This window comes from Polaribacter filamentus (assembly GCF_002943715.1).
GTDB lineage: Bacteria > Bacteroidota > Bacteroidia > Flavobacteriales > Flavobacteriaceae > Polaribacter > Polaribacter filamentus.
The window spans coordinates 82,836-108,149 of the sequence record NZ_MQUA01000004.1 but is presented as its reverse complement, the minus strand read 5'-3'; the positions used below and the strand labels follow the sequence as shown (position 1 = coordinate 108,149).

Sequence of the window (25,314 nt, the reverse complement as noted above, 5' to 3'; positions counted from 1 at the left end):
GAGTAGTAAGATGCTATAGCTTTTTTTCTTAATTATGAAAAAAAGTCAATAGAAGTACAATTTAAAACTAAATTATATTAATAATCACATTAATTAATCTAAATTACTTTCCTAAGTTTTTAATAATTTCTATGGCTAGTCTAGTTTTCGATTCAATTTCTGCCAAATCAAAATTACCATCAGCATCTTTAATCATTAATTGTGATCCCATACCTACACAAGTTACACCTGCTTTAAACCAGCCTTCTAAATTTTCTCTAGTTGGTGATACTCCGCCTGTTGGCATAATACTTGTCCATGGTTGTGGTCCAAGAATGGCTTTTACGAACTCTGGACCATAAGTACCACCTGGAAATAATTTAACAATCTCACAACCTAGTTCTTCTGCTCTTGCAATTTCTGTAAGCGTTCCGCATCCTGGAGACCATAAAACTTTACGTCTGTTACAAACAATTGCAATGTCTTCTCTTAAAACAGGTGTTACAATAAAATTTGCACCTAAAGACATAAATCTTGAAGCAGCAGCTGCATCTGTAACAGAACCTACTCCCATTACCATTCCTGGTAATTCTTTGATGGCGTACTTCGTTAATTCTCCAAAAACTTCGTGAGCAAAATCTCCACGTGCTGTAAACTCCATGAGTCTTGCACCACCATCATAACATGCTTTTAATACCTTTTTACTTACTTCTATATCGTTATGAAAAAACAAAGGAACTAATCCTGTTTCTTTCATTACTTGTGCTACTTCTAATCTTGAAAATTGTGCCATTATATTGTTATTTAATTTTTAATTCCAGTTTAATATTTTCTTAAAATCGTATGCTTCTGGGTTTGGTAAATATTCTTTTGCTTTTTCATAATCCTTTTCTTTGATGTAGAAAAGATTATTAATAAACAATTGTGCCATATCTGAATTAATATCTACTAATCTTGGAGGAATTTTACCGTTTTCATCTTCAAAATCTTTCAAAAATAAAGGCGTAATATCTCCTTTAGAATTTGCACTTACAATACAACCAGATATTCCTTGGTTAAATAATTTTTTAACTCCTACACCTAATAAAGTACACAACGTTAAATCGAATGCAATAGGATTACAACATCTTAATTCATATCCCAATTCAACAGGTCTTGATTTCACAGATAATCCAATCTCTTTGAGCTTTACTTGTAATAGATAATTAAAAATATGAGATTTACTCACATTACCTAATTCTGGGTGTCCATGATTATCATAGGTGAAATTTATACCCGAGTTGATAATTTCTTCTTCTTCCATGAAATGAAAAACACCTTCACTTACTAAAGCCACACCATATTCTATACCTTCAATCTTACATTTAACAATTGAAGAAATAATCATACTGATTATTTTTTCGAATGTAATGGCAGTTTTATCGAACATTTCGGGAATAATCATCATTTGAAAATGGCAAGCAGAAGCTATGCCAAAAGCTAAATGACCTGCAGAACGCCCCATTGCTGCCATTACAAACCAGTTTTCACTAGTTCTGGCATCTTCATAAACTGTATTACCAATACGAACTCCTTCATCTTTAGCTGTATGAAAACCAAATGTTGGATTTCTATCTGGCAAAGGTAAATCGTTATCAATAGTTTTAGGAACATGAATGTGGGCAACCGATAAATCTTGAGATTGAAGATATTTGGTTAACCTATTTGCTGTTGAAGCTGTATCATCACCGCCAATCGTAACCAATAGTTTTACATTATTTTTTTTGAAAAAATCTACTTTAAAATCACAGTCTTTTGGTTTGAATCTACTCATAATTAAAGTAGAGCCTCCACGACTAAAAATACGATCTGCATGATGAAAATCGAAAATTTTTACTACAGGGTTTTCCGAAAGTAATCCTTGATATCCATGATGAACACCAATTACTTGATAACCATCTTTCATAAAGGTCTTAGCAACAGTACTTATAACTGTATTAATACCAGGAGCAGGGCCACCACCACACATTATTGCAATCGATTTTTTCATAGAAAATTGTTGATTTTAAAACTTACAAGGCTTTAAAAAAACTTTGTAAGTTTTATAAATATATTATCTAGCAACTCTACCAGAAGCATCACCTCCCATTAATTTTTCTACTTCAGCTACGGTTACTAAGTTCGCATCTCCTTTAATTGTGTGTTTTAAACAAGACGCCGCAACTGCAAAGTCTAATGCATTTTGGTCGTTATCTGGATACTTTAATAATCCGTAAATTAAACCACCCATAAATGAATCTCCCCCACCAACTCTATCTACGATATCTGTAATTTGATATTGACGCGTTTGTAACATTGTTTTTCCATCATATAAAACTCCCGCCCAAGTATTATGAGAAGCCGAAATAGAACCTCTTAAAGTTGTAATTACTTTTTTAGCTCTTGGAAATTTTTCTGTCATTTGCTTACAAACTGATAAAAAGGCTTCGGCTTTTACATCATGTCCCGCAGTTTGAACTGCTACTCCATCTGGCTTAATTCCGAAATGCATTTCTGCATCTTCTTCATTTCCTAAAACAATATCACAGTAAGATGTTAATTCTGTCATGATAGATTCTCTATGAGCATCATTACAAAAATTCCAAAGTTTTGCTCTATAATTTAAGTCTGTAGAAATCGTAATTCCTTTTAAACTTGCAGCTTTTACAGCTTCTAAACAAACATCTGCAGCACCTTGTGAGATTGCTGGTGTAATACCTGTCCAATGAAACCATTCAACACCATCAAAAACAGCGTCCCAATCAATCATTCCAGATTCAATTTCTGCAATTGCAGAATGTGCTCTGTCATAAACCACTTTAGAGCCTCGAGATACAGCGCCTGTTTCTAAAAAATAAATACCTAAACGATCTCCACCCCAAACAATTTTATCAACTCCAACTCCACGTTTTCTCATTTCCATCATCGCACATTCACCAATATCATTCTTTGGTAAACGTGTTACAAAATCTACATCTACACCGTAATTTGCTAATGAAACTGCTACATTAGATTCTCCACCACCATAAACAATATCAAAATTATTTGCTTGTGAAAATCTTAAAAATCCTTGCGGAGCTAATCTTAACATGATTTCTCCAAATGTTACTACTTTACCCATTTTACTATTTTTTTTTAAATATATAATTAACCGGTTAAACGTTTAACCAAAATTTTAAAATAAAATCAAAACAGATTATTATACGCTTCTATTTTGATTATTGATATTATCGTTATATATTTGGTTAATCGATTAAACAAATATATAAAAAATTTGAATACAAAAAAGAGAACTACAATAAAAGATATTGCGAATGTTCTAAACATCTCTGCTGCTGCTGTTTCTAAAGCACTTCATAATAATTCTAGAATTAGCGATAAAACAAAAAAAGCGGTAAAGGAGGTTGCTAAAAAATTAAATTATCAACCAAATCACTTGGCAAGTGCGCTAAGAAGTGGAAAGAGTAAGTTGGTTGGGGTAATTGTGCCAAGAACAAACAGTCACTTTTTTTCCTCAGTAATTCAAAATATAGAAGAAGTTTTAAATAAAAAAGGATATAATATCATTATCACACAATCTAATGAATCTTATAAGAAAGAATGTGCTAATATAAATACCTTATTATTTACACAGGTGGATGGAATTATTGCTTCTATGGCTAATGAAACTATAGATTTACAATATTATGAGAAAATAAAATCGAAAGGAATTCCGTTGATTTTATTTGACAGAGGTGAAAACGATTTAAATGTTGATTATATTGGGATTGATGATTATCATAGTAGCCACATAATTGTAGAGCACTTAGTTGCACAAGGTTGTAAAAGAATTGCTCATATTGGTGGTTACAAACGAACAAGAATTTATAACAACAGAATTAAAGGGTATTTAGATGCCTTAAAAAAGCATCATTTGCCTTTAGATGAAGAGTTATTAATAGAAACCAACCTTTCTACCGAAAACGGAAGAGAGAAAATGCAAGAATTATTGAATTTAAAAATAAGACCAGACGCTGTATATGTTGCTGGAGATTATGCCGCATTAGGTGCGTTGCAAGTTTTAAATGAAAACAATATAAAAGTACCAGATGAGATGGCATTGGTTGGTTTTGGTAATGAACCTTTTACAAATATGGTAACTCCTGGTATTACAAGTGTAAATCAACATAGTCCAGAAATAGGGAGATTGGCCGCTGAAACTTTTTTAAATTACACTAAAAAGGAACCAATAACACAAGAATTAAAGAAGCAAATTTTAGATGCCGAATTAATTGTAAGAGCTTCTTCTAACAAAAAAACAGACCCTTTCTAAAAGTAAATTTTAGAGAGGGTTTATAATCGACTTAAACAAAATATTTTTTCCCTCTCTTCAAGCATTTAGGGGCTATACATAAAGTATCCGCCAAACTCTTAAAAGAATTTACTTTTTTGTATTGATCAAAAAAATTACAAAAAAATATAGACTTGAATTTTCAATGGTCAATTACGTTTTTAATGCTAAAAATAAAAGGACTCACTGCATTCAAACAGCTTTTATTTTTAAAGCATTTTCAAACTATTGACACTCGTTTCCAAATACTATGTTGAGTTCGAATCATAACTTATACTTTCAAATGTTTAATTACCAAATGAATCACGAAGGTAAAAACTAGCTTCGTTTATCTTCTGAATTAAGACCGTTGCAAGGAAGTACCTAATAAAAAGCACAAAAATAACACGTTATTATTTATGTTAAATATATGATTGTAAGTATATTAATCTGTAAATTTAGTGTATGAAAATACAAAAACAACCAACTTTAGCCGATAGCATTTGTGATTTACGAGCAAGAAAAATTAAAAAGACATTTTTCACCCAAATAAACACCCTTATCGATTGGGATACGATCTCTATCCTAATAAATAATGATTATTTAAAAGGAAAAAGTGCCACTGGCAAGCCTTCTTATGATGGGACATTACTTTTTAAAATGTGTCTTTTACAAAGTTGGTATGGTTTAAGCGATTATGAAGTTGAAGACCGAATAAATGACAGTCTTTCCTTTAGTTATTTTTGTGGGATGACCATTGAACAGGTTGCTCCAGATCATAGTACTTTAAGTAGGTTTAGAACCGCATTAACCAAAACACAAACCTTCGAAAAATTATTTACCTCCATAAACAAACAGCTAGATGCACATAATATCATTGTAAAAACAGGTTTAATAATAGACGCTAGTGTAATAGATACGCCACTTAGACCAAAAGGAAAAACAAATTTTAAGGTAACCGAAGACCGCTGTGCAGACCAAGTAGAAGTACACAAAGAATATCCAGATAGTGTCGATAAAGAGGGTACTTGGTTAAAGAAAAGAGGAAAGTACCATTTTGGGTTTAAAAAGCATCATGTAACGGATAACGAAGGACTTGTTCTAGGAGTACTAACCACAACTGCGAGCAAAAATGAGATTGCAAATTTGGAGGAAGTTCTAGAAACTGTAAATGTAGCATTGCCAAAAGACATCCCTCTAAAGGCAGATAAAGGGTACCAATCAAAGAAAAATGTTGCGATTTTAAAGAAGCGTAATTTAAAGAATCATATCCTTAAAAAGGCGGTAAAAAATAAACCGTTAACAAAATGGGAAACTAGATTCAATAAATTAATAGGAAAAACAAGGTTTAAAGTAGAACGTACTTTTGGAGGAATAAAATTATGGTTTAAAGGTGGAATTGCAAGATACAGAGGGATGAAAAAAATGCATACACAAAATTTGATGGAGGCAATGTGCTATAATTTATATCGAAGTCCAGGGATATTTGCGTCTAATTGTAAAAATTAAGGAAAAATGAAGCCTAAAAAAGGCATTTACTCACTTAAAATAGAAAAAAAATAGCATAATCGATGTTGTAGCTAAAAAAAAGGGAACTCTAAAAAGTAAAAATAATTAAGTTCGCTTTTTGCAACGGTCTTAAATAGTAACTGATAAATGGAGAGGTTACCAACCTTTAAAAGAGATGTATGACATTGACCAAATATATAGTAATAATGGTGCTAATTTCAAACAATTACACATTGTGATTATGCAAGTTAAGTCATGGTTGAGAGCAATACCAACTCATGTAAGTAAATGGCATATTCAAGCATACTTTGATGAGTTTTGTTTTAGAATTAATCGCTCTCAATTTAAAACCAGCATATTTCATAAAACGATTAATAGAATGGTAGAAAGTAAACCAATATATCAAAATCAAATAAAACAGATGCTAAGCGTATAACTCAAAAGAATTATATGTAAGATTAACTGCTAAAAGTGGTATAAAAATGAAAGGGTTGATTGCTGTTCAAAGAAAACTATTAGAATTAATTTATGTCGTTTATAAAAATAAAAAAGGTTTTATTCAAAATTATGAGCAACAAAAAAGAGCAACTCCATTAGAAATGGAAACTGCCCTTTAGAAACTAGCTCGAAGCCGTTTTGAAAAACAAAAATATAAAAAAATATCAATTTTTTGTTGTAAGTTAACACAGAATCTAATCTAATACAAAACCGTTAGCAAACATTAAAATGAAAATAGTAAAACTTATAATAATTGTTTTGTTTTTTACAAACATTACACTTGGTCAAAACTATTTAGGTTATTCCAATGATAGCTTAAAAATTAAATCCGTTTTTCTAAAAGAAACAGTAAGTCTTAACCTACATATTCCGGAAACATTTAACTTTTCAGCAAAATCAACAAAATATCCAATCACAATAATTTTTGATAGTCAACACGAAAGAACGTATCCTCAAATAATAAATTCAATTGATTTATTGACTAATGAATCTCAAATACCAGAAACAATTATAATTGGAGTGCCTTTTAATCGCAATAATAGGTATTACTTAACTTCTAGTCAGAAAAATAAAAACGATTCTTTATCAGGTATTGAAAGAATGGAAAGGTTTCTTTTTAATGAACTTATTCCAAAACTTCAAAAAGAGTTTAAAGCAAACGACTATATAACTCTTGTTGGACATTCAAGGACTGCTTTTTTAGTCAATTATTTAACCACAAAACAAAGTGAAAAAATTGATATCGCAATTGCGTTAAGTGGATTTTACAATAATAAACCTTTGTCTATTGAGAATTTCAAATCTTACATTTCAGACTCTTCTAATTTTCCAAATAAGTTTCGTTATTATTTTACAGCTGGAAGCACTTTGGAAGAAGAAACATATCTAACTGAATGTAAAGATGTATCTGATTATATTTTCAAAACCGAAATGCCAAAAAACTTTGTAGGAAATTTTTCCGAAAACAAAAATGCTAACCATATGACCAACTACTGGGTTTCAGCACCTGCTATTTTTATGGACGCTTACGCTAATTATAATTCAATCCTAAATAACTGGTTTTACATTAAGCTGAAAAAAGATACTATCGAAAAACCAATTGAGGAATTTAAATCTGATTTAGAACAAACAAGTAAAAATTTAGGGGTTGAGGTAAATCCTAACCTAACCCATATATTTTCATTAGCTAGTTCTTTTGGATATGAAAAAAAAGACCTTCAAACAGCTATTGACTTTATTAAACTAGGGCAAAAGTATTACCCTAATTATCCTGATTTTGACTTAGAACTTATTGAATACTATAAACTGCTCAACAACCTCAAAATGTCAAAATATTATAAAACTGAATATAGAAATAAAGTTATGTCAAGAAGGGATATTAGTGAACGTCAAAAAACTAAACTATTAAAGAATATTGAATAAGAATAAAAACGTTTGCTAATCGAGTGGATGGCTCCGCCATCAAATGACGGAGTCTACCCCTCACACCAATGTACATAGGGGTCTCATATACGGCGGTTCGTAAATCATCACACCAAAGCTCTTTTCATCCTTGGCACTATCTTCTAGTTTAGACATAGGCTACCACTAGTGCTCCTATGCGAATTTTGAAGAGAATTACGTTCAGTCCTTCCCTACTTGTGAGTCCATCAGAGGTATTGCCTCTGCTCGTTTCCTATAGTTACTATGACCTCTGCTGACTTCTCTATACAGCCAACTCGTGGCTCTAGAGACCTCCCCAGGTAATGGCATCTTCTTTCACTCAATTCCTGCCGTATCTACATACTTACCCTTTTGTTACTCTTTTGGGCGTTACAATGATGTGCTTGCTTACCCAAGTAAATATGCCGCTGTATACGATTTCTGTTCGTCAGTAACGAGTTTTGTAGTCTCGCTTTCTTCAGATGTAACTTCGCAGTTACCACCCTTGCGACTTACTAATGCTTCAATACGTTACTCCTGTGCATAAGGGACTTGCACCCTCTAGATGAATAACTTATCTTGCGATAAGTTAAAGATGCCCATACTGGGCACACACAAAGTATATAAAAAATAGCAGGATTTGCGCAAGCCATTTGGTTTGCGCTTTTTTATTATCTTTCGTCTTTGGGAAATGTATAGCCATTTAATCTGCTACTTTTCATATACAAACCGTTAGCTGTAATTTGAAAAAAAATCAGATTACAGTTTTTAAATTAAATTTTAATTGATATATCAATTATATTTGCATCAAATAAAAATAAAATGATTGAACTTCCATCACAGACCATTTTCTACACCATTGAAAAAGGAATTAAAGAATACAGACGATTTGCTCAACGAAATCTTAATGAAACGATTGAAAATATAACAATTGACCAAGCTTTGTTACTGATTTTCCTAAATAATTATCCTAAACTCTCACAAAATAAAATTGGTGAATTGGTCTTTAAAGATAATGCTTCGGTAACCAGAATGATTGAATTAATGGCAAAAAAGGATTATATAAAAAGGTCTATAAATAACGCTGACCGAAGAAAATATAATTTGTCGATAACGGACAAAGGGCAAAATTTACTCACTGATTTAAATACGGTAATTTCATCATACAGAAAATCCGCTCTCGAAGGGATTACAGACAATGAAATAGCCCAATTAAAGAATACTTTAAACAAAATAATAAACAACTGCAACTCAAAATAATAATGAAAAAAATAATTTTAAAGACACTAAAATACGGATTAATACTAATTGGATTCGTATTATTTATTGTTCTTCTTCTATTTATATATCCGATTCCAGAACCTTTAAGTCAAAAGGCAGACAACAACAGTTATACTATTTCCAACATTAATATTGTAGATGTTGCGAATGACTCAATCCTAAAAAATCAAACTATTGTTATTAAAAATAACAGAATAATAAAAATTACTTTAAATGATTCTATTTCAAAAGACAAAAACACTAAAATTATTGATGGAACAGGGAAATATGCACTAGCAGGTTTGTGGGATATGCATTCTCATTTAGCATTTCAAATTGCACCCCAAGTCATTATGCCTTTACATATTGCAAATGGTATTACTAATATTAGAGATATGCAAGGCGTTGTCAATATAAATGAAGAACGTATTAAATGGCGAAAAGAAATAGAATCTGAAACATTATTAGGTCCAAGATTAATTGGTTTTGCTGATGAAATTGTTGGCGCAAATTATGACGAACAGAACGTTTTAGACGTAATAAATAAAACAGCGAATGATAAACGGACTTTCATAAAAATTTATTCAGGAATCCTATCTAAAAGATATTTTGAATTAGCGAAAGTTGCCAAAAGTAAAGGTGTTGTCTTCGCAGGTCATTATCCAAATGCTATAAATCCAATAGATGCATCAAATGCAGGGCAACGTAGTTTTGAACATGCACATTTATTCTTGAAGCATTCGAATCCTGATGCCGAGAAACTTCGTGAATACTATCGTGCTATGTATGCAGATGAAGAATTAGATGAAAAGAATAAACCTTCATCAATCGAAATGTTGAAAAGTTTTGACTATGCAAAATTCTATGAATTAGTTGATGTAATGGTAAAAAACGAAACTTATTTCTGCCCAACGCATATTACTCGAAAATATGAAGCACTAACTAATAATGAAGATTTTTTGAATGATGAGAATTTAAAATACATTCCACATTTAGTGTCTTTTATTTGGAAAGACGACGTGAGCGGAATGAAAGAGTTTACAAAAAAAGAAGGAAACCAAAATCATTTAAACAACTTTTACGCAAAAGGATTAGAGCTAACTGGATTGGCTCATAAAAAAGGAGTAAAAATTTTAGCAGGAACAGATTCATATGACCCATATTCATTCCCAGGAATTAGTTTACATAGTGAACTTGAAGAGTTAGTTAAAGCAGGTTTATCTCCTGCGGAAGCCTTAGTTTGTGCAACTATAAATCCATCAAAATATTTTCAAGTTTCTAAAAATTATGGAACTATAGAAGAAGAAAAAATAGCTGATATATTGATTTTAAATAAAAATCCATTATTAGATATTAAAAATACGACTTCAATTGAATCGCTCTTTTTCAATGGGAATATATATACTAAAGAAGATATCGATACTATGAAAAAGTATGTTGAAGACAATTCATCGGGAATAAATGGACTATCTATTTCCGTAAAAATGTTCATTAGGTTAATGAAAGATAATAGACATTAAAAAGAATGAATAAAAAATCTACTACTTTAATTGAAAATTACGAACAATAAAAACTATAGCTAACAATGTATAAAAAACATAGGGCGTTTGTGCTAAACCGAAAGGTATGTGAATATTAAGGAAATCCAGCAAATATAAAATTTAGCTTTTTCAACAAAAAAGATAAAAGAAAAATATTTATATTTAGCTAAGTAATAAACCGAAACGAAAATGCTTATCACCTGCCCTACGTTTGTTATACTAACCGTTAGCCTCAATTAAAAACAAACAAATGAAAAATAGCATTAAAACAGTATTAATTACAGGACTTTTTATCTTCTTACAACAATTTGCAAACTCACAAACAAATCAAAACCAACAGTTTTTACAAAAGGTAGGCACTTTAGATAGTCTTTACTCTAATACGCTAAAAGAAACTAGAAAAATTTATGTATAACTCCCTGCAGATTACAAACCCGATGAAAACATAAAATACCCAGTAGTTTTTGTTTTAGATGGTGAAGTATTTCTCCCTACAGTGAATGATGTACAAAACTACTATAGTGGAGGCTTTGCACCCGAAATGGTTATTATTGGCATTTCAAACGATAAAAACAGAATGCGTGACTTAACAACTTCAAAAGTAACTGAGATGTATAGAAGTCCTTTTAAACAAGAAAACGGAGAGGCTGTCAATTTTAGTAAGTTTATAGAAACTGAACTAATTCCATTTGTAGAAAATAAATATCCTGTTACTAATTTTAGAACGTTAATTGGTCATTCTTATGGAGGCTTATTTACTCTTTATTCGCTAGTTCATCACCCAGAGTTGTTTTCCAATTATTTGGCGATTGACCCTAGCTTGGATTGGGATAATCAACAATTATTTAAGGAAGCAAGAGATAAAGTTTCAAGTGCTGATTACAAAGGGAAGTCATTATTTATGTCGCTGGCAGGACATGTAAATATGCAGAAAACGGGAATGACCTTAAATGAAATAAAAAAAGACACAACGGACTTTACCATATTTTCACGATCTAATATTGCTTTTTCTGAAGTATTAAATCAAAATAAGCAAAATGAATTAGCTTTTGAATGGAAGTATTATCCAAGAGATTTACATGGTACTATTACCTTTCCTTCCATTATGGATGGTTTAATTTCTGTTTTTGAATGGTACCAAACGGAAAATATTGACAAACATAATATGCCAACTACCACCGCAGATGAAATTAATAAGATTGTTAGGTATCGCCAACATAAACTTGAAACGCATTTCGGCTACGCTGTACCTCCTTTTCCTGAATTCTTAATAAATATGCAGGGTTACATGAGTATGGATATGGGCCAAATGGAAAGAGCTAAGATGTTCTTTGAACTTACCATTGAGTATTACCCAAATAGCCCAAATAGCTAAGATTCTATGGCCGATTATTATGAAAGAAATGGGGATAATGACAAGGCTATAAAATTTGTAACTAAAGCATATGAAATAAGTGGAGATGATTCCTATAAAGAAAGAATTGAGGCACTAAAGAAAAAATTAACAGAGGCTAATCGAGTGGGTGGCTCCGCCATCAAATGACGGAGTGCACCCCTCACACCACCGTGCATACGGGTCTCGTATACGGCGGTTCGTAAATCATCACACCAAAGCTCTTTTCACCCTTGGCACTATCTTCTAGTTTAGACATAGGCTACCACTAGTGCTCCTATGCGAATTTTGAAGAGAATTACGTTCAGTCCTTCCCTACTTGTGAGTCCATCAGAGGTATTGCCTCTGCTCGTTTCCTATAGTTACTATGACCTCTGCTGACTTCTCTATACAGCCAACTCGTGGCTCTAGAGACCTCCCCAGGTAATGGCATCTTCTTTCACTCAATTCCTGCCGTATCTACATACTTACCCTTTTGTTACTCTTTTGGGCGTTACAATGATGTGCTTGCTTACCCAAGTAAATATGCCGCTGTATACGATTTCTGTTCGTCAGTACCGAGTTTTGTAGTCTCGCTTTCTTCAGATGTAACTTCGCAGTTAACACCCTCGCGACTTACTAATGGTTATTGGAGTTACCCAAACCCATAAGGGACTTGCACCCTCTAGATGAATAACTTATCTTGCGATAAGTTAAAGATGCCCATACTGGGCACACACAAAGTATATAAAAAATAGGCGGAATAGTAGTTAATTCAAGCATTCTAGCTCGTGTCAAAGTAAGTACTTAACTGAAAGTTTTGTGCTTCTAAATCGCCTACTTTTCATATACCAAACGTTGTAGCTAATTTAAGGGAAATACCCTACTAAAAAACTCATTCATCATTCAGATAGAGGTTTTCAATACTGTAACCTTAAATATACAGAATTTGCCGAAAGTAATGGCATCATGATGATTATGACAGAACAATACGACCCATACGAAAATGCCATTGCAGAAAGGATTAATGGAACTTTAAAATATGAATGTGGACTTAGAAACTGCATTAAAAACACTAACATTGCTCAAGAAGTCACGAAACAAGCAGTATCTATTTACAATAATTTAAGAATCCATTTCAGCCTCGGTTTAAGAAAACCTGCCGAAGTCCATTTGAATCCGAACATCAAATACAAATCATATCGAAGAAATAATGTAAATTTGACTGAACTAAAAATTTAAAACTAAAACTTGTTCAAGATATTTTTTGCATTCTAAACACCTTAAAAAAATACTTTGAACGGTATAAATTAAACCTAAAAAAGGTCAACCTATATCAGTATAATACGCGGCCGAAAGAAATTAGGAAAACGAAAAATGACAAAAAACAGAACTTTGAAAGCTAAAAAAAACAATATCAAAATTTTAAACTATATTAGTGGAAAGCTTTCTTAAATTTTGAGTGAAAAAGTTCAATTTTATTTGACAATATACAATACAAGCAAAAAAGAAAGCGAAAGTGTCATTTATTACATTAAAGAATCAAATATACATCATTATATGTGTTTTGAAATTTCAAAATGTACTTTATGACCTTCATTTATGTTTTAAAAAAAAAGCACTATATTGCGACTAATCTTGCACACTGAAACCAATTTAATTATCAACATGAAAAAAATTACACTACTAATAGTTCTCGTGTCCTCCAGCTTGTTTGCACAAACCTCACTTATAACAGTTTCTAGTGGGTCTTCTGTAACAATCAGTAGTGACAGTCAAATAAATGTTGGAGGGGTGAGTTTAGCACCATCTTTTGACTATACGATAACGGAGACTGAGCTTAGCAAAAGCAATACGGCAGCCACTCTAGGAACGAAAGAAAGCATTAGTAGGGTTTATGCGTTCTCAATTCCTCAGCCAAACTTCTCTGGAACCATTGAGTTCCGTTATGAGGATACTGAGTTGAATGGCAATACAGGAGAGGCGCTTGCTGTATTCTCAAGACCAGACAGCAGCGTTTCCGAATGGATTGAGCATGTAGGATCTGTTAACGCTACTGAGAATTTAGTTGCAGAAGTAGCCCTAGCGGATGTGACCCTTGGGGAGATTACGGCAGCAACGAGCGGCACACTAACCGTCAAGCCTATAACTTCTGTTTTTGAAATCCTATTATATCCAAACCCTGTACAATCACATTTAGAGATAAAATGCGAGGGCGAACTGAAGTCTGTATTGTATTCTGTAACAGGCGCAAAATTGTTTGAAACTACTGCGAAACGCATTGATATGAATTCATTTCCCAAGGGCGTTTACTTTATCAATGTTACAAAACGAAACAACCAACAAACCAATACTTTTAAAATCATTAAAAATAACCAAAAATGAAAACGATATTAAAATCAATAATTTTTATATTATTTATTGCCGTTAATCTAACGGCATTTGCTCAGGTAGGTATAAATAACAATACGCCAGCGGCTTCTGCAGCCTTGGATGTGACTTCAACAGAAGGCGGAATTTTAATTCCACGATTAACAGAAACCCAGCGTGATGCAATTACATTGCCAGCAACCGGCCTGATGATCTTTCAAACAGACCAAACAGCTGGTTTTTATTTTTATGATGGAACGGCTTGGGCACAACTGGGAGCGCCTGCGGCTGCTGTTGGAGCTGCTAGTATGCTCGAATCAGAGCGGGATGTTATTGACAGTCCAGTAGCGGGTTTAACAGTGTGGTGTGCTGACTGCGGACCAAATGGCGAAATGCAAGTTTATAACGGCCTAGCTTGGACAAATATTTCTGGATCAGTTGCCGCTATTTATGACAATGTTCTGCCTGTTATTACAATTTCGGTAGGAAACTCAATGGACGTAGTTATTAATGGGTCATATCTAAATCCATCAGCAACCGCTATGGATAATGTTGATGGAGATATTTCTAGCGCTATTGTGGTTGCCGGAGCTGTAGATACCACTACTTATGGTGCCTATCCAGTAACTTATAATGTGTCTGATGCTTCTGGCAATGCAGCTCAAGAACAGACTTTAACGGTTAATATAGTTGCAGGCCCAGAAACAGTTGTTATTGGGGCTCAAGAATGGACATTACGTAATGCAGAGCATGTAACTTATAGAGACGGCACTGCCATCCCTCAAGTTACAGACCAGACAGCGTGGAATAATTTAACGACGGGAGCTTGGTGTTATTACAATAATGATTCCGCTTTTGGAGATACTTATGGAAAACTATATAACTGGTATGCCATTGCTGGAATCTATGACGAAGCCTCACTTAACGATGACACATTGCGAAAAGAGTTTGCACCTGAGGGATATCACGTGCCAACGAACCAAGAGCAGACAGATTTAAAAGTTCATTTAGGGAGTGATATAAATGGGGCAAATATAGGCTATAAGCTAAAATCTACAGGGAATACTTCTGACGGCACAGGGCTCTGGTCAGGATCTCAACCTGCCACAAATGAATCTGGATGGACGGGACTTCCATCAGGAATACGAAATGGAGGAGTTTTTATGCAAGTTCATGATGCATCCATTTTTTGGTCTTCAGAAGCTCAAACGAGTACACTAGCATATATGAATTTATTGCATGCCAGTACAAATGCTATGCAAAATGGCGCTTACAATATTGACAGAGCTTGTTCAGTCCGTTTAATTAAAGAATAAAAAGCTTATTCAATTATTACATCATAAAAAAAAACCACTCCAATGGAGTGGTTTTTTTTATTTGTATTAAAGACGTGGGTTTAAGATCCCTGAATCCAAAAAACAAAAATGCCTTCGCCGCTGCATTATTTTCGAAACAAAGGCATTCACAAACTCCTAAAAATCACCCAGCTTTTGTAAAACAACTGTAATCTGGCGTTTGGGAGCTCTTGCAGCACATGCGTGCGCATCTAGTTGCCTCTTCTTAAAAATAAGCAGGGTATCGCTTGTTCTAAGCGCTCTGAAATGAACCGATAAAAAAAAGAGAACAACAATACTATTTGTATTTCACTTATAGGTATCTTAGTAAAAAAATGCTAAAATATTCTGCGCATGTAGAGTAAACAGCTTTGAATACCAACAGCTTACAATAAACAATTTTAAAACAACCGATATAATTAGGTTTGGGTATGTAACCTTGTATCGAAAAAAGTTTAGGAATCTAAAAATAGGAATACCAATTCAAAACAGGTCGTTTTGATAGCACGCCTTATAAAACACATGAAAAATGAAAATTGATTTTACAAAAAAACAGTTGAACTTGAATCTTATGTATGCCCTTCTTTTTTTAATAATTGGGTTGCCGGAACTATTTAGAGACGCCGACATTTGGATGTTTGTACTTGCCATATTACTTCCAATTAGCTGTGTTTTAAGATGTGGCTATCAAAAGAAATACCAATACATAACAATTGAACATGGGAGCATTCGAACAAACAATTTCTTTCAAAAAGAAGTGCAGTTGTCTGAAATAAAAACGATCGAAAAATACGCAGGAAATTATATCCTAAAAACCGACACCAAAAAACTAACAATTGATACCACAATAATTGCACCGAATTCACTAACAGCATTGAATGCAGCATTGGACAATCTAGCTATTGAGTGGTATTAAAATAGCGAGTAGCAAAACAAGTAGTTGTATTGCTTTGTATTTATAAAATAATAATAATGAACAAAAAGTTTCTATTATCTGGAAGAAAAGACCTATAAATCTTTAACAAACATTCATTAATTTAAAACTTTACTTATGAAACAAATTTACATTTTAACCACATTTTTTTTAACGCTATTTTATTCCAATTCTTCTTTTACACAAGCAACAGATGTAACAACATTAGTAAACCGCCCCGTTAGACTTGCTCTTAATGGCAATGATTTGTATATCGCGGAAATTCTTTCGAATAAAATTTCAAAAATAGATATTACTGCTACGAACCCAACGGCAACTAATGTTGTTACAGGGATAGATCGTCCTTATGGGCTTATTTTTAATGGAAATGATTTGTATATCGCGGAAACTCTTTCGGGTAAAATTTCAAAAATAGACCTTACTCCTGCTACCCCAACTGATGTTGTTACAGGTGTAGATTTACCTGCTGGGTTTGCTCTTAATGGAAATGATTTGTATATCGCTGAATCTAATGGGAACAAAATTTCAAAAATAGATATCACTGCTAACAATCCAACTGCAATTGATGTAATAACAGGATTAGACACCCCAACTAGACTTGCTCTTAATGGAAATGATTTGTATATCTCAGAACGTAATGGAAACAAAATTTCAAAAATAGATATTACTGCTACGAACCCAGCGGCAATTGACGTTGTTACAGGGCTAAATATTCCTTATAGCCTTATTCTTAATGGAAATGATTTGTATATCGCTGAATCTAATAGGAACAAAATTTCAAAAATAGATATTACTCCTGCGACCCCAACTCATGTTGTTACTGAATTAAATGGTCCTAGTGGGTTTGCTCTTCATGGAAATGATTTGTATATCTCTGAATATTCTGACAACAAAATTTCAAAAATAGATATTACTGCTACCAATCCAACTGCAATTGATGTTGTTACAGGATTAATAGGCCCCGGTGACCTTTTTCTTAATGGAAATGATTTGTACATCACGGAATATGATGCTGGCAGAATTTTAAAAATAGATGTTACTGCTACTATCCCAACTACAATTGAGGTTTTTGCAGGATTAAATCAACCTGATAACCTTATTCTTATTGGAAATGATTTGTATATCGCGGAATTTGGTGGTAACAAAATTTCAAAAATAGATATTACGGCTGCTACCCCAACTTTAACTGATGTTGTTAACGGAGTAAGTGGTCCTTCTGGGTTGGCTCTTAATGGAAATGACTTGTATATCGCTGAATATTATGGTAGCAAAATTTCTAAGTTCAATACAACAACATTATCGTTAGATAATATAGCAGTACTAAATTCATTAGAGATCTATCCGAATCCAACTTCAAAGTTTATTCAAATATCAGGACTTAAAAATACAGAAAATTATAGCATCTATAATGCTATTGGTTCAGAGGTTTCAAAAGGAAGTATTTCTGTTGATGAAAAAATTGACCTTAAAAACTATTCTAAAGGATTTTACTTCTTAAAATTTGAAAACGGAAATACAATTAAATTTTTAAAAGAATAGAACACCCCGCTTGCTAATAAAGTTAATAATAAATAGCATTTAAGGACAATCCACCGTTTCCCCAATAAAACCATTGTGCCACTTGACGATAATATGCAAGGTTTTCTATGCAACTAATGCTTAAAATTCATTGATTTTTCATTGATTTTACGGATGCTCAAATTCACAAAGGAACAAATGCTTATTTTCAATGGAAAAAAGGGGTGAAAAAGGTATTAAAAACTAAAATATTATCTCCTAGAATAATTTTAAAAAAAATTCAATTTTTTTTTTGACTATAATTTTCATTGTTTTCAATGGAGCTTTCAATGGGTTTGATCCTTAAATTTTATTAAAAATCATCAAAAATGATAAGCACATACAACCAAAGGAAAACCTCAGTAAAATCAATTGCGAAGCGAGTTTTTAAATAAACTAAAAAACAATGAAAAGTCAAGCGATTTCAATAAAATAGTACAAAAATTACAATCCATCGTTTTTCCAATAAAATCAGCATGCCACTTGACGATAATATGCAAGGTTTTCAATGTACCCAATGCTTAAAATTCATTGATTTTAATCGATTTTAAGGATGCTAAAATTAACAAAGTAACGAATGGTTGTTTTTAATGGAAAAAAGGGGTGAAAAAGGTATTAAAAACTTAAAAATTATCCGCTAGAATAATTTTTAAAAATTCAATTCTTTTATTCACAATGATTTTCATTGTTTTCTATTGAACTTTTAATGGGTTTGATCCTTAAATTTTATCAAAAACGATAAGAACATACAACCAAAGGAAAACCTCAGTAAAATCAATTGCGGAGCAGTTTTTATATAAACTAAAAAACAATGAAAAGTCAAGCTATTGCGATAAAATAGTATAAAAATTACAATCCATCGTTTTTCCAATAAAATCAGCATGCCACTTGACGATAATATGCAAGGTTTTCAAGGTAACCAATGCTTAAAATTCATTGACTTTAATCGATTTTAAGGATGCTAAAATTCACAAAGGAGCAAACGCTTGTTTTTAATGGAAAAAAGGAGTGAAAAAGGTATTAAAAACTTAAAAATTATCTCCTAGAATAATTTTTAAAAATTCAATTCTTTTTTTGACAATGATTTTCATTGTTTTCAATTGAACTTTCAATGGGTTTGATCATTTAATTTTATTAAAAATCATCAAAAATGATAAGCACATACAACCAAAGGAAAACCCCAGTAAAATCAATTGCGCAGTGGGTTTTAAAAGAGCTGAAAAACAATGAAAAATCAATGCGTATTTACTTTGAAATGCATCCGTTACAATAAGTTGTTTTTTTAGCTGTTTTAAAAACCGAGGTACCTGTTGGTTTTTTTAGAGCAAAAAATTAAAACGCTCCCTCAATTCTTTCAAAATCGCTTTATTTAAAAAAATAAAAATTATTTTATAAAATACAAAACAGCACTCTTTTTCGTATATTTATAAGCCAACTTACTTGTGCTAAAATTATTTTAAAAAAGCCCATTGCTTTATTTTAAAAATAAAAATTATTTTGGGTTACAAGAAAAAAAGAGTTCCGGTTTAGTCCCCGAGCGGTTTTTGAGACTGCTAAAAAATAGTGAAATTTTACCCTATAAATAATTAAAAAACAATAAGTTACAGGTTTATAAAAACGAAAAAAGCATCTCAAATGAGATGCTTTTAGCGGTCTGGACGGGACTCGAACCCGCGACCCCCTGCGTGACAGGCAGGTATTCTAACCAACTGAACTACCAAACCGTTGCTGTTAGCGGTTGCAAATATAACTCTGTTTTTTAATTATGCAATGAAATTATACTATTTTTTTCTACTGGTTAAATAATTTATCAGAACCTGATCAAAACCAGAATGTATGTCTACAGGAACATAATCTATTTTATATTGTAAGCATTTATTTTTCAATTCTTTAAAGAAATCTTCAATAAGGTTTTATATTTATCCTGAATATTCTCAGCATAAATATTTATTTCTTCTCCGGTCTCAACATCTACAAATTTCTTTGGCGAATTGTCAAAATTGAAGTTAAATTCGGTTTTTCCGTCAAAAACATGGAACAAAACCACTTCATGCTTGTTATATTTTAGATGACGTAAGGCTTCAAAAAGCGCTTCATTCTCTTTATTTGTCTGAAACATATCCGTAAATAAAAAAATTAAAGAGCGTCTATGCATCTTTTCTGCTATTTCATGTAAATATTGATAGGTCTCTGTAGTTTTAGAAGAACTAGAAGCTAATAATTGCTCTAATTGATGCAACAACATTTTTCTGTGACGCTCGCTTCCTTTTTCTGGAGCATAATATTCATACGAATCCGAATAAATACTTAATCCTACGGCATCTCTTTGTCTTTTTAGTATTTCCATTAAAGATGCAGCTGCAACTGCAGCAAATCCAACTTTAGTTAAATTATCAAAAGATTGTTTTTTTACAACTGGATAATGCATCGATGCAGAATTATCTATTATAATATGACATCTTAGGTTGGTTTCTTCTTCGTATTTTTTGATGTATAACTTTTCAGTTTTAGCAAATAATTTCCAATCTATATGACGGGTACTTTCGCCATTATTGTATAATTTATGTTCAGAAAATTCTACAGAAAATCCGTGAAACGGACTTTTATGCATCCCTGTTATAAAACCTTCTACAACCTGTTTTGCAAGTATGTCTAGGTTTTTTATTTCTGATGATTGTATTTCTGATAAGTTTACCATGTTACCAAAATAAAAAAAGGTTTGACGTTAGCCAAACCTTTTTAAATATATAAATTTATAAGCTACTACATAGCAGCATCAATTTTACCCGTGTACACATTTTTTGGAGCAACGCCTACTTGTTTGTCAACTACTTCTCCATTCTTAAAAATTAAAACAGTTGGTATATTACGCACTCCGTATTTGGCTGCAAACTCTTGATTAGCATCTACATCTACTTTACCTACAATAGCTTTACCTTCATATTCTGCATAAATTTCATCAACAATTGGCCCAACCATTCTGCATGGTCCACACCAAGCTGCCCAGAAATCTACTAATACTGGTTTGTCTGATTTTAATACTAATTCGTCAAAATTTGCGTCTGTTATTTCTAATGCCATTTTATTTTATTTTTAAGATCCTGTTTGATTTTCGTTAAACAAAAGTAATCATTTTATTTGCTTTCGATATTTTAAAAAATTACTTTTTACTATTTGTCTATCAATAGTATTTATGCTTACAAAAAAAAGATTTATTAAAAAACTTCAAAATAGCTGGTTTTTTTTGATGAATTACTTAAAATAACTCTTTTGCTATCGCTTCAATATTATCACTTTTTCCCATAGAATAATAGTGTAAAACAGGCACTCCTGCCGCTAATAACTCTTTAGATTGCTGAATGGTCCATTCAATTCCAACTTGACGAACATCTGTGTTTGATTTACAACTTTCTACTGAGTTAATTAAAGCTTCTGGTAAATCAATTTTAAAAACTTGTGGCAATAGTTGTAAATGACGTTTTACTGCAATTGGTTTTATTCCTGGGATAATAGGTATATTGATTCCTGCTTTTTTAGCAGCTTCTACAAACTTAAAATACTTTTTATTATCAAAAAACATTTGTGTAACGACATAATCTGCCCCAGCATCCACTTTTTCTTTTAAACGTTTCAAATCGGTTTGTAATGAGGGTGCTTCTAAATGTTTCTCAGGATACCCCGCAACTCCAATACAAAAATCAGCTTTATGGTCCGCTTCCATAACATCATGTAAATATTTACCACAATTTAAATCATTAATTTGCGCCACCAAATCTTTTGCAAAATGATTACCGTTTTTACTTGGCTCAAAATATTTTTGATGGCTCATGGCATCACCTCTCAGTGCCATCACATTTTGGATTCCCAGATAATGACAATCAATCAATAAATATTCTGTTTCTTCTTTAGAAAAACCTCCACACAAAACATGCGGAACAGTATCTATATCGTATTTATGCTTAATTGCAGCACAAATACCAACAGTTCCTGGACGCATTCTTGTTATTTTTCGATCTAATAAACCATTGCCTTTATCAATATAAACATACTCTTCTCTAGAAGTTGTAACATCTATAAAAGGTGGCTTAAACTCCATTAAAGGATCTATGTTATTATATAAATCTTGAATATTATTTCCTTTTTTAGGCGGAATAATTTCAAAAGAAAATAATGTTTTTCCGTTTGCTTTTTTAATGTGTTCTGTAACTTTCATAGGCCTCCCTTAATTTCTCTCCAAAAAGAGCAACTGTTGCGGGTAATTTTATGTTATTAATCTTATTTTATCTTTTTGGGCGTTACCACAAGGGTCGCGCTTTTCACTATATCTTTTTATGCATAATTAAATGTTCCTTCCGTTTCTTTCTATCTATCGCAATTTAAAATCCTAACGATATTTAAATAAGTTCAGCATAAAAAGGATGCCGTTTCAATCGCTAACGCAAACTTACCCTTGTTTAAAAAACAGACCTTAAAGGTTTTAAATTTATTCTTCTGCAAGCGATGGATGCAACCACTTTCTTGCTTTCTGTTTTGTAATTCCTTTTCTTTCTGAATAATCGGTAACTTGATCATCCGTAATTTTACCTAAACCAAAATACTTTGCTTCTTTATTTGCAAAATAATATCCAGATACCGCTGCCGCTGGCCACATTGCCATACTTTCTGTTAGCTTTACGCCTATTTGATTTTCAACATCAAGCAACTCCCAAATCGTTTCTTTTTCTAAATGATCTGGACAGGCCGGATATCCTGGTGCAGGACGAATTCCCTTGTAAGTTTCTTTAATTAAATCATCATTCGTTAAGCCTTCATCAGCATCATAACCCCAATGTTTAATTCTTATTTGCTTGTGTAAATATTCGGCCATAGCCTCTGCAAAACGGTCTGCAATTGCTTGCGCCATAATTCCATTATAATCGTCTTCTTTTGCTCTATAACTATCCGCTAATTCTTGCGCACCAAAAATAGCCACACAAAAAACACCCATATAATCTGTTTTATTAGTTTCTTTCGGAGCAATAAAATCTGATAAAGCAATATTCGGAATCCCTTCACGTTTTTTTAATTGCTGACGTAAGGTTCTAAAAACAGCAATTTGTTTACCTTTTTTGGTAACAGAAATATCATCATCATTTATAGTATTTGCTTCAAACAGACCAAAAATTGCTTTTGGTTTTAACAATTGTTTTGCAATAATTTCTTTTATCATTGCTTGCGCTTCATCAAACATTATTGTTGCTTGTTCACCAACAACTTCATCTGTTAAAATGTTTGGAAATTTACCATGCAAATCCCAGCTTCTAAAAAATGGACTCCAATCGATAAACGGAACTAATTCTTTTAAACTCAATTGCTCTAAAATCTGAATTCCTACTTCTTTTGGTTTTACAATTTCTGATGTATTCCAATCAATCTTATATTTTCTTCTACGCGCTTCTTTTATAGAAACATATGATTTTTCTTTTCCTCGTTTTAAAAACTTGGTTCTAAATTCATCATAATCCTTCTTTAATTTTGCCGTGTATAAATGACTCGTTTTCTTATTTAATAAATCCCCAACAACAGTTACAGCTCTTGATGCATCATTTACATGTACAACCGCATTTTTATATTGTGTATCAATCTTTACCGCCGTGTGCGCTTTAGATGTTGTTGCGCCACCAATTAGCAAAGGCAATACAAAATTTTGACGCTGCATTTCTTTTGCTAAATAAACCATTTCATCTAAAGAAGGTGTTATTAAACCAGACAAACCAATAGCATCAACTCGCTCGCTTATGGCCATTTGGATAATTTTTTCTGGCGGAACCATCACCCCTAAATCTATAATTTCATAATTGTTACATGCCAAAACAACACTTACAATATTTTTACCAATGTCATGGACATCTCCTTTTACGGTTGCCATTAAAATTTTACCAACGGGTTCTTGTTTGTCGCCTTTTTCTGCTTCAATAAACGGATTTAAATAACCTACTGCTTTTTTCATTACTCGTGCAGATTTTACAACTTGAGGCAAAAACATTTTTCCGGCTCCAAATAAATCACCAACCACATTCATACCAATCATTAAATGACCTTCTATCACTTCTATTGTTTTTTCTGCTTCTTGTCTTGCAATTTCAACATCTTCAATTATAAAAGCATCAATTCCTTTTACCAATGCATGTGTAATTCTATCTTGTAACGAATTTTCTCTCCAAGATAAATCCAATCCTTTTTCTACTTTAGAACCTTTTACAGTTTCTGCAAAATCTAACAAACGCTCGGTTGCGTCTTCTCTTCGATCAAGAATTACATCTTCTACACGTTCTAATAAATCTTTCGAAATGTCATCATAAATTTCTAACAAAGCAGGATTTACAATTCCGATGTTCATACCAGCCTGAATTGCGTGATACAAAAACACAGAATGCATTGCTTCACGAACGCCGTCATTTCCTCTAAAAGAAAAAGAAACATTACTCACGCCGCCACTTACAGAAACATTGGGTAAATTTTGTCTCACCCATCTCGTTGCTTCAATAAAATCGATGGCATTTTTTTTATGTTCATCCATTCCTGTGGCTACAGGAAAAATATTTAAATCGAAAATAATATCTTCGGATGCAAAGTGAACAACATTCACTAAAATATCATATGATCGTTTTGCTATTTCTAATCTTCGTTCATAATTATCTGCTTGTCCGTTTTCATCAAAAGCCATCACAATTACTGCAGCTCCGTAGCGTTTTATTTGTTTTGCTTCCCAAATAAATTTTTCTTCTCCTTCCTTTAAAGAAATTGAATTTACAATACATTTTCCCTGCACTACTTTCAAACCCGCTTCAATGATTTCCCATTTTGAGCTATCAATCATAATTGGTACTCTGCAAATATCTGGTTCTGCTGCAATTAAATTTAGAAAACGAACCATTGCTTGTTTACCGTCAATTAATCCATCATCAAAATTAATGTCTATAATTTGTGCACCACCATCCACTTGATGTCTTGCAACATCTAATGCTTCATCAAATCGTTCTTCTTTTATAAGCCTTAAAAACTTACGAGAACCAGCTACATTAGTTCGTTCACCAACATTGATAAAATTGCTGTTTTCATTCAAGATTAGAGGTTCTAATCCTGATAAACGCATAAATCGTTTTTGGTTTTTGGTTGATGGTTTTTGGTTTATTTCGTCAATCATAATTTTTTGTAGTAATTAATAAAAC

Annotated in this window: 19 protein-coding genes, 1 tRNA gene and 3 pseudogenes; 15 read left to right on the top strand and 8 right to left on the bottom strand. The window is 32.4% G+C overall.

Annotated elements, in window-relative coordinates; translation table 11 throughout:
• Nucleotides 1-103: 103 nt before the first annotated feature.
• From BST83_RS00595 to BST83_RS00585, 3 genes are all read right to left on the bottom strand, one after another.
• Nucleotides 104-772 carry a bifunctional 4-hydroxy-2-oxoglutarate aldolase/2-dehydro-3-deoxy-phosphogluconate aldolase gene (locus tag BST83_RS00595; RefSeq protein WP_104808116.1) on the bottom strand — a complete coding sequence of 223 codons (669 nt, stop codon included), beginning with the start codon at nucleotides 770-772 and terminating at the stop codon, nucleotides 104-106.
• Nucleotides 773-790: 18 nt separating this feature from the next.
• A complete protein-coding gene (locus BST83_RS00590) occupies nucleotides 791-2,008 on the bottom strand; it encodes a 6-phosphofructokinase (RefSeq protein ID WP_104808115.1) in 1,218 nt (405 codons plus the stop codon).
• 63 nt (nucleotides 2,009-2,071) lie between these two features.
• Complete coding sequence (locus BST83_RS00585) at nucleotides 2,072-3,118, bottom strand: sugar kinase (RefSeq protein ID WP_104808114.1); 1,047 nt, start codon at nucleotides 3,116-3,118, stop codon at nucleotides 2,072-2,074.
• Between the two features lie 153 nt (nucleotides 3,119-3,271).
• Between BST83_RS00585 and BST83_RS00580 the strand changes: the two genes are divergently transcribed.
• The 15 genes and pseudogenes from BST83_RS00580 to BST83_RS00525 all read left to right on the top strand — a co-directional run bounded on the left by BST83_RS00580 (nucleotide 3,272) and on the right by BST83_RS00525 (nucleotide 18,085).
• Complete coding sequence (locus BST83_RS00580; protein WP_104808292.1) at nucleotides 3,272-4,309, top strand: LacI family DNA-binding transcriptional regulator; 1,038 nt, start codon at nucleotides 3,272-3,274, stop codon at nucleotides 4,307-4,309.
• 462 nt (nucleotides 4,310-4,771) lie between these two features.
• The gene (locus BST83_RS00575; protein WP_104808113.1) at nucleotides 4,772-5,815 is read left to right on the top strand and encodes an IS5 family transposase; all 1,044 of its coding nucleotides are present in this window, start codon (nucleotides 4,772-4,774) and stop codon (nucleotides 5,813-5,815) included.
• A 133-nt stretch (nucleotides 5,816-5,948) separates the two neighbouring features.
• A pseudogene (locus tag BST83_RS00570) lies at nucleotides 5,949-6,251 on the top strand (transposase); the annotation flags it as partial.
• Between the two features lie 46 nt (nucleotides 6,252-6,297).
• Nucleotides 6,298-6,432: a hypothetical protein gene (locus BST83_RS21120; RefSeq protein ID WP_302849436.1), complete on the top strand. Its 135-nt coding sequence runs from the start codon at nucleotides 6,298-6,300 to the stop codon at nucleotides 6,430-6,432.
• 109 nt (nucleotides 6,433-6,541) lie between these two features.
• Nucleotides 6,542-7,735, top strand: a complete 1,194-nt coding sequence (locus tag BST83_RS00565) for an alpha/beta hydrolase-fold protein (protein WP_104808112.1) — start codon at nucleotides 6,542-6,544, stop codon at nucleotides 7,733-7,735.
• Nucleotides 7,736-8,557: 822 nt separating this feature from the next.
• Complete coding sequence (locus BST83_RS00560; protein WP_104808111.1) at nucleotides 8,558-8,995, top strand: MarR family winged helix-turn-helix transcriptional regulator; 438 nt, start codon at nucleotides 8,558-8,560, stop codon at nucleotides 8,993-8,995.
• A 2-nt stretch (nucleotides 8,996-8,997) separates the two neighbouring features.
• A complete protein-coding gene (locus BST83_RS00555; protein WP_104808110.1) occupies nucleotides 8,998-10,515 on the top strand; it encodes an amidohydrolase family protein in 1,518 nt (505 codons plus the stop codon).
• Between the two features lie 271 nt (nucleotides 10,516-10,786).
• A complete protein-coding gene (locus BST83_RS20080; protein WP_205853528.1) occupies nucleotides 10,787-10,951 on the top strand; it encodes a hypothetical protein in 165 nt (54 codons plus the stop codon).
• A gap of 12 nt (nucleotides 10,952-10,963) precedes the next feature.
• Nucleotides 10,964-11,911 (top strand): annotated as a pseudogene (locus BST83_RS00550) (alpha/beta hydrolase); the annotation flags it as partial.
• Nucleotides 11,912-11,917: 6 nt separating this feature from the next.
• A complete protein-coding gene (locus BST83_RS20075; RefSeq protein ID WP_205853527.1) occupies nucleotides 11,918-12,079 on the top strand; it encodes a hypothetical protein in 162 nt (53 codons plus the stop codon).
• A gap of 798 nt (nucleotides 12,080-12,877) precedes the next feature.
• Complete coding sequence (locus tag BST83_RS00545; RefSeq protein WP_170062696.1) at nucleotides 12,878-13,150, top strand: integrase core domain-containing protein; 273 nt, start codon at nucleotides 12,878-12,880, stop codon at nucleotides 13,148-13,150.
• Nucleotides 13,151-13,576: 426 nt separating this feature from the next.
• Entirely contained in the window at nucleotides 13,577-14,293 is a 717-nt protein-coding gene (locus BST83_RS00540) for a T9SS type A sorting domain-containing protein (protein ID WP_104808108.1), read from the top strand.
• Complete coding sequence (locus tag BST83_RS20230; protein ID WP_240614579.1) at nucleotides 14,290-15,594, top strand: phage tail-like protein; 1,305 nt, start codon at nucleotides 14,290-14,292, stop codon at nucleotides 15,592-15,594. Before BST83_RS00540 ends, BST83_RS20230 begins: the two co-directional genes overlap by 4 nt.
• Before the next feature lie 589 nt (nucleotides 15,595-16,183).
• Nucleotides 16,184-16,528 carry a hypothetical protein gene (locus BST83_RS00530; protein WP_146092076.1) on the top strand — a complete coding sequence of 115 codons (345 nt, stop codon included), beginning with the start codon at nucleotides 16,184-16,186 and terminating at the stop codon, nucleotides 16,526-16,528.
• Nucleotides 16,529-16,663: 135 nt separating this feature from the next.
• Nucleotides 16,664-18,085: a T9SS type A sorting domain-containing protein gene (locus tag BST83_RS00525; RefSeq protein WP_104808106.1), complete on the top strand. Its 1,422-nt coding sequence runs from the start codon at nucleotides 16,664-16,666 to the stop codon at nucleotides 18,083-18,085.
• Nucleotides 18,086-19,753: 1,668 nt separating this feature from the next.
• On the opposite strand, the gene BST83_RS00520 is transcribed toward BST83_RS00525, so the two are convergent.
• From BST83_RS00520 to metH, 5 genes and pseudogenes are all read right to left on the bottom strand, one after another.
• Nucleotides 19,754-19,827 (bottom strand) — tRNA-Asp (locus BST83_RS00520).
• Between the two features lie 57 nt (nucleotides 19,828-19,884).
• Nucleotides 19,885-20,801, bottom strand: a pseudogene (locus tag BST83_RS00515) (DUF58 domain-containing protein).
• A gap of 65 nt (nucleotides 20,802-20,866) precedes the next feature.
• Nucleotides 20,867-21,184, bottom strand: a complete 318-nt coding sequence (trxA, locus tag BST83_RS00510) for a thioredoxin (protein ID WP_104808105.1) — start codon at nucleotides 21,182-21,184, stop codon at nucleotides 20,867-20,869.
• Between the two features lie 175 nt (nucleotides 21,185-21,359).
• Nucleotides 21,360-22,316, bottom strand: coding sequence for a methylenetetrahydrofolate reductase [NAD(P)H] (gene metF, locus BST83_RS00505; protein WP_104808104.1), 957 nt, complete (start codon nucleotides 22,314-22,316; stop codon nucleotides 21,360-21,362).
• Nucleotides 22,317-22,586: 270 nt separating this feature from the next.
• The gene (gene metH, locus BST83_RS00500) at nucleotides 22,587-25,289 is read right to left on the bottom strand and encodes a methionine synthase (protein ID WP_104808103.1); all 2,703 of its coding nucleotides are present in this window, start codon (nucleotides 25,287-25,289) and stop codon (nucleotides 22,587-22,589) included.
• Nucleotides 25,290-25,314: the final 25 nt, after the last annotated feature.

Coding starts and splice junctions, on each gene's coding strand:
- BST83_RS00595 (WP_104808116.1), bottom strand. CDS start 772: ATGGCACAATTTTCAAGATTAGAAGTAGCACAAGTAATGAAAGAAACA.
- BST83_RS00590 (WP_104808115.1), bottom strand. CDS start 2,008: ATGAAAAAATCGATTGCAATAATGTGTGGTGGTGGCCCTGCTCCTGGT.
- BST83_RS00585 (WP_104808114.1), bottom strand. CDS start 3,118: ATGGGTAAAGTAGTAACATTTGGAGAAATCATGTTAAGATTAGCTCCG.
- BST83_RS00575 (WP_104808113.1), top strand. CDS start 4,772: ATGAAAATACAAAAACAACCAACTTTAGCCGATAGCATTTGTGATTTA.
- BST83_RS21120 (WP_302849436.1), top strand. CDS start 6,298: ATGAAAGGGTTGATTGCTGTTCAAAGAAAACTATTAGAATTAATTTAT.
- BST83_RS00565 (WP_104808112.1), top strand. CDS start 6,542: ATGAAAATAGTAAAACTTATAATAATTGTTTTGTTTTTTACAAACATT.
- BST83_RS00560 (WP_104808111.1), top strand. CDS start 8,558: ATGATTGAACTTCCATCACAGACCATTTTCTACACCATTGAAAAAGGA.
- BST83_RS00555 (WP_104808110.1), top strand. CDS start 8,998: ATGAAAAAAATAATTTTAAAGACACTAAAATACGGATTAATACTAATT.
- BST83_RS20080 (WP_205853528.1), top strand. CDS start 10,787: ATGAAAAATAGCATTAAAACAGTATTAATTACAGGACTTTTTATCTTC.
- BST83_RS20075 (WP_205853527.1), top strand. CDS start 11,918: ATGGCCGATTATTATGAAAGAAATGGGGATAATGACAAGGCTATAAAA.
- BST83_RS00545 (WP_170062696.1), top strand. CDS start 12,878: ATGATGATTATGACAGAACAATACGACCCATACGAAAATGCCATTGCA.
- BST83_RS00540 (WP_104808108.1), top strand. CDS start 13,577: ATGAAAAAAATTACACTACTAATAGTTCTCGTGTCCTCCAGCTTGTTT.
- BST83_RS20230 (WP_240614579.1), top strand. CDS start 14,290: ATGAAAACGATATTAAAATCAATAATTTTTATATTATTTATTGCCGTT.
- BST83_RS00530 (WP_146092076.1), top strand. CDS start 16,184: ATGTATGCCCTTCTTTTTTTAATAATTGGGTTGCCGGAACTATTTAGA.
- BST83_RS00525 (WP_104808106.1), top strand. CDS start 16,664: ATGAAACAAATTTACATTTTAACCACATTTTTTTTAACGCTATTTTAT.
- trxA (WP_104808105.1), bottom strand. CDS start 21,184: ATGGCATTAGAAATAACAGACGCAAATTTTGACGAATTAGTATTAAAA.
- metF (WP_104808104.1), bottom strand. CDS start 22,316: ATGAAAGTTACAGAACACATTAAAAAAGCAAACGGAAAAACATTATTT.
- metH (WP_104808103.1), bottom strand. CDS start 25,289: ATGATTGACGAAATAAACCAAAAACCATCAACCAAAAACCAAAAACGA.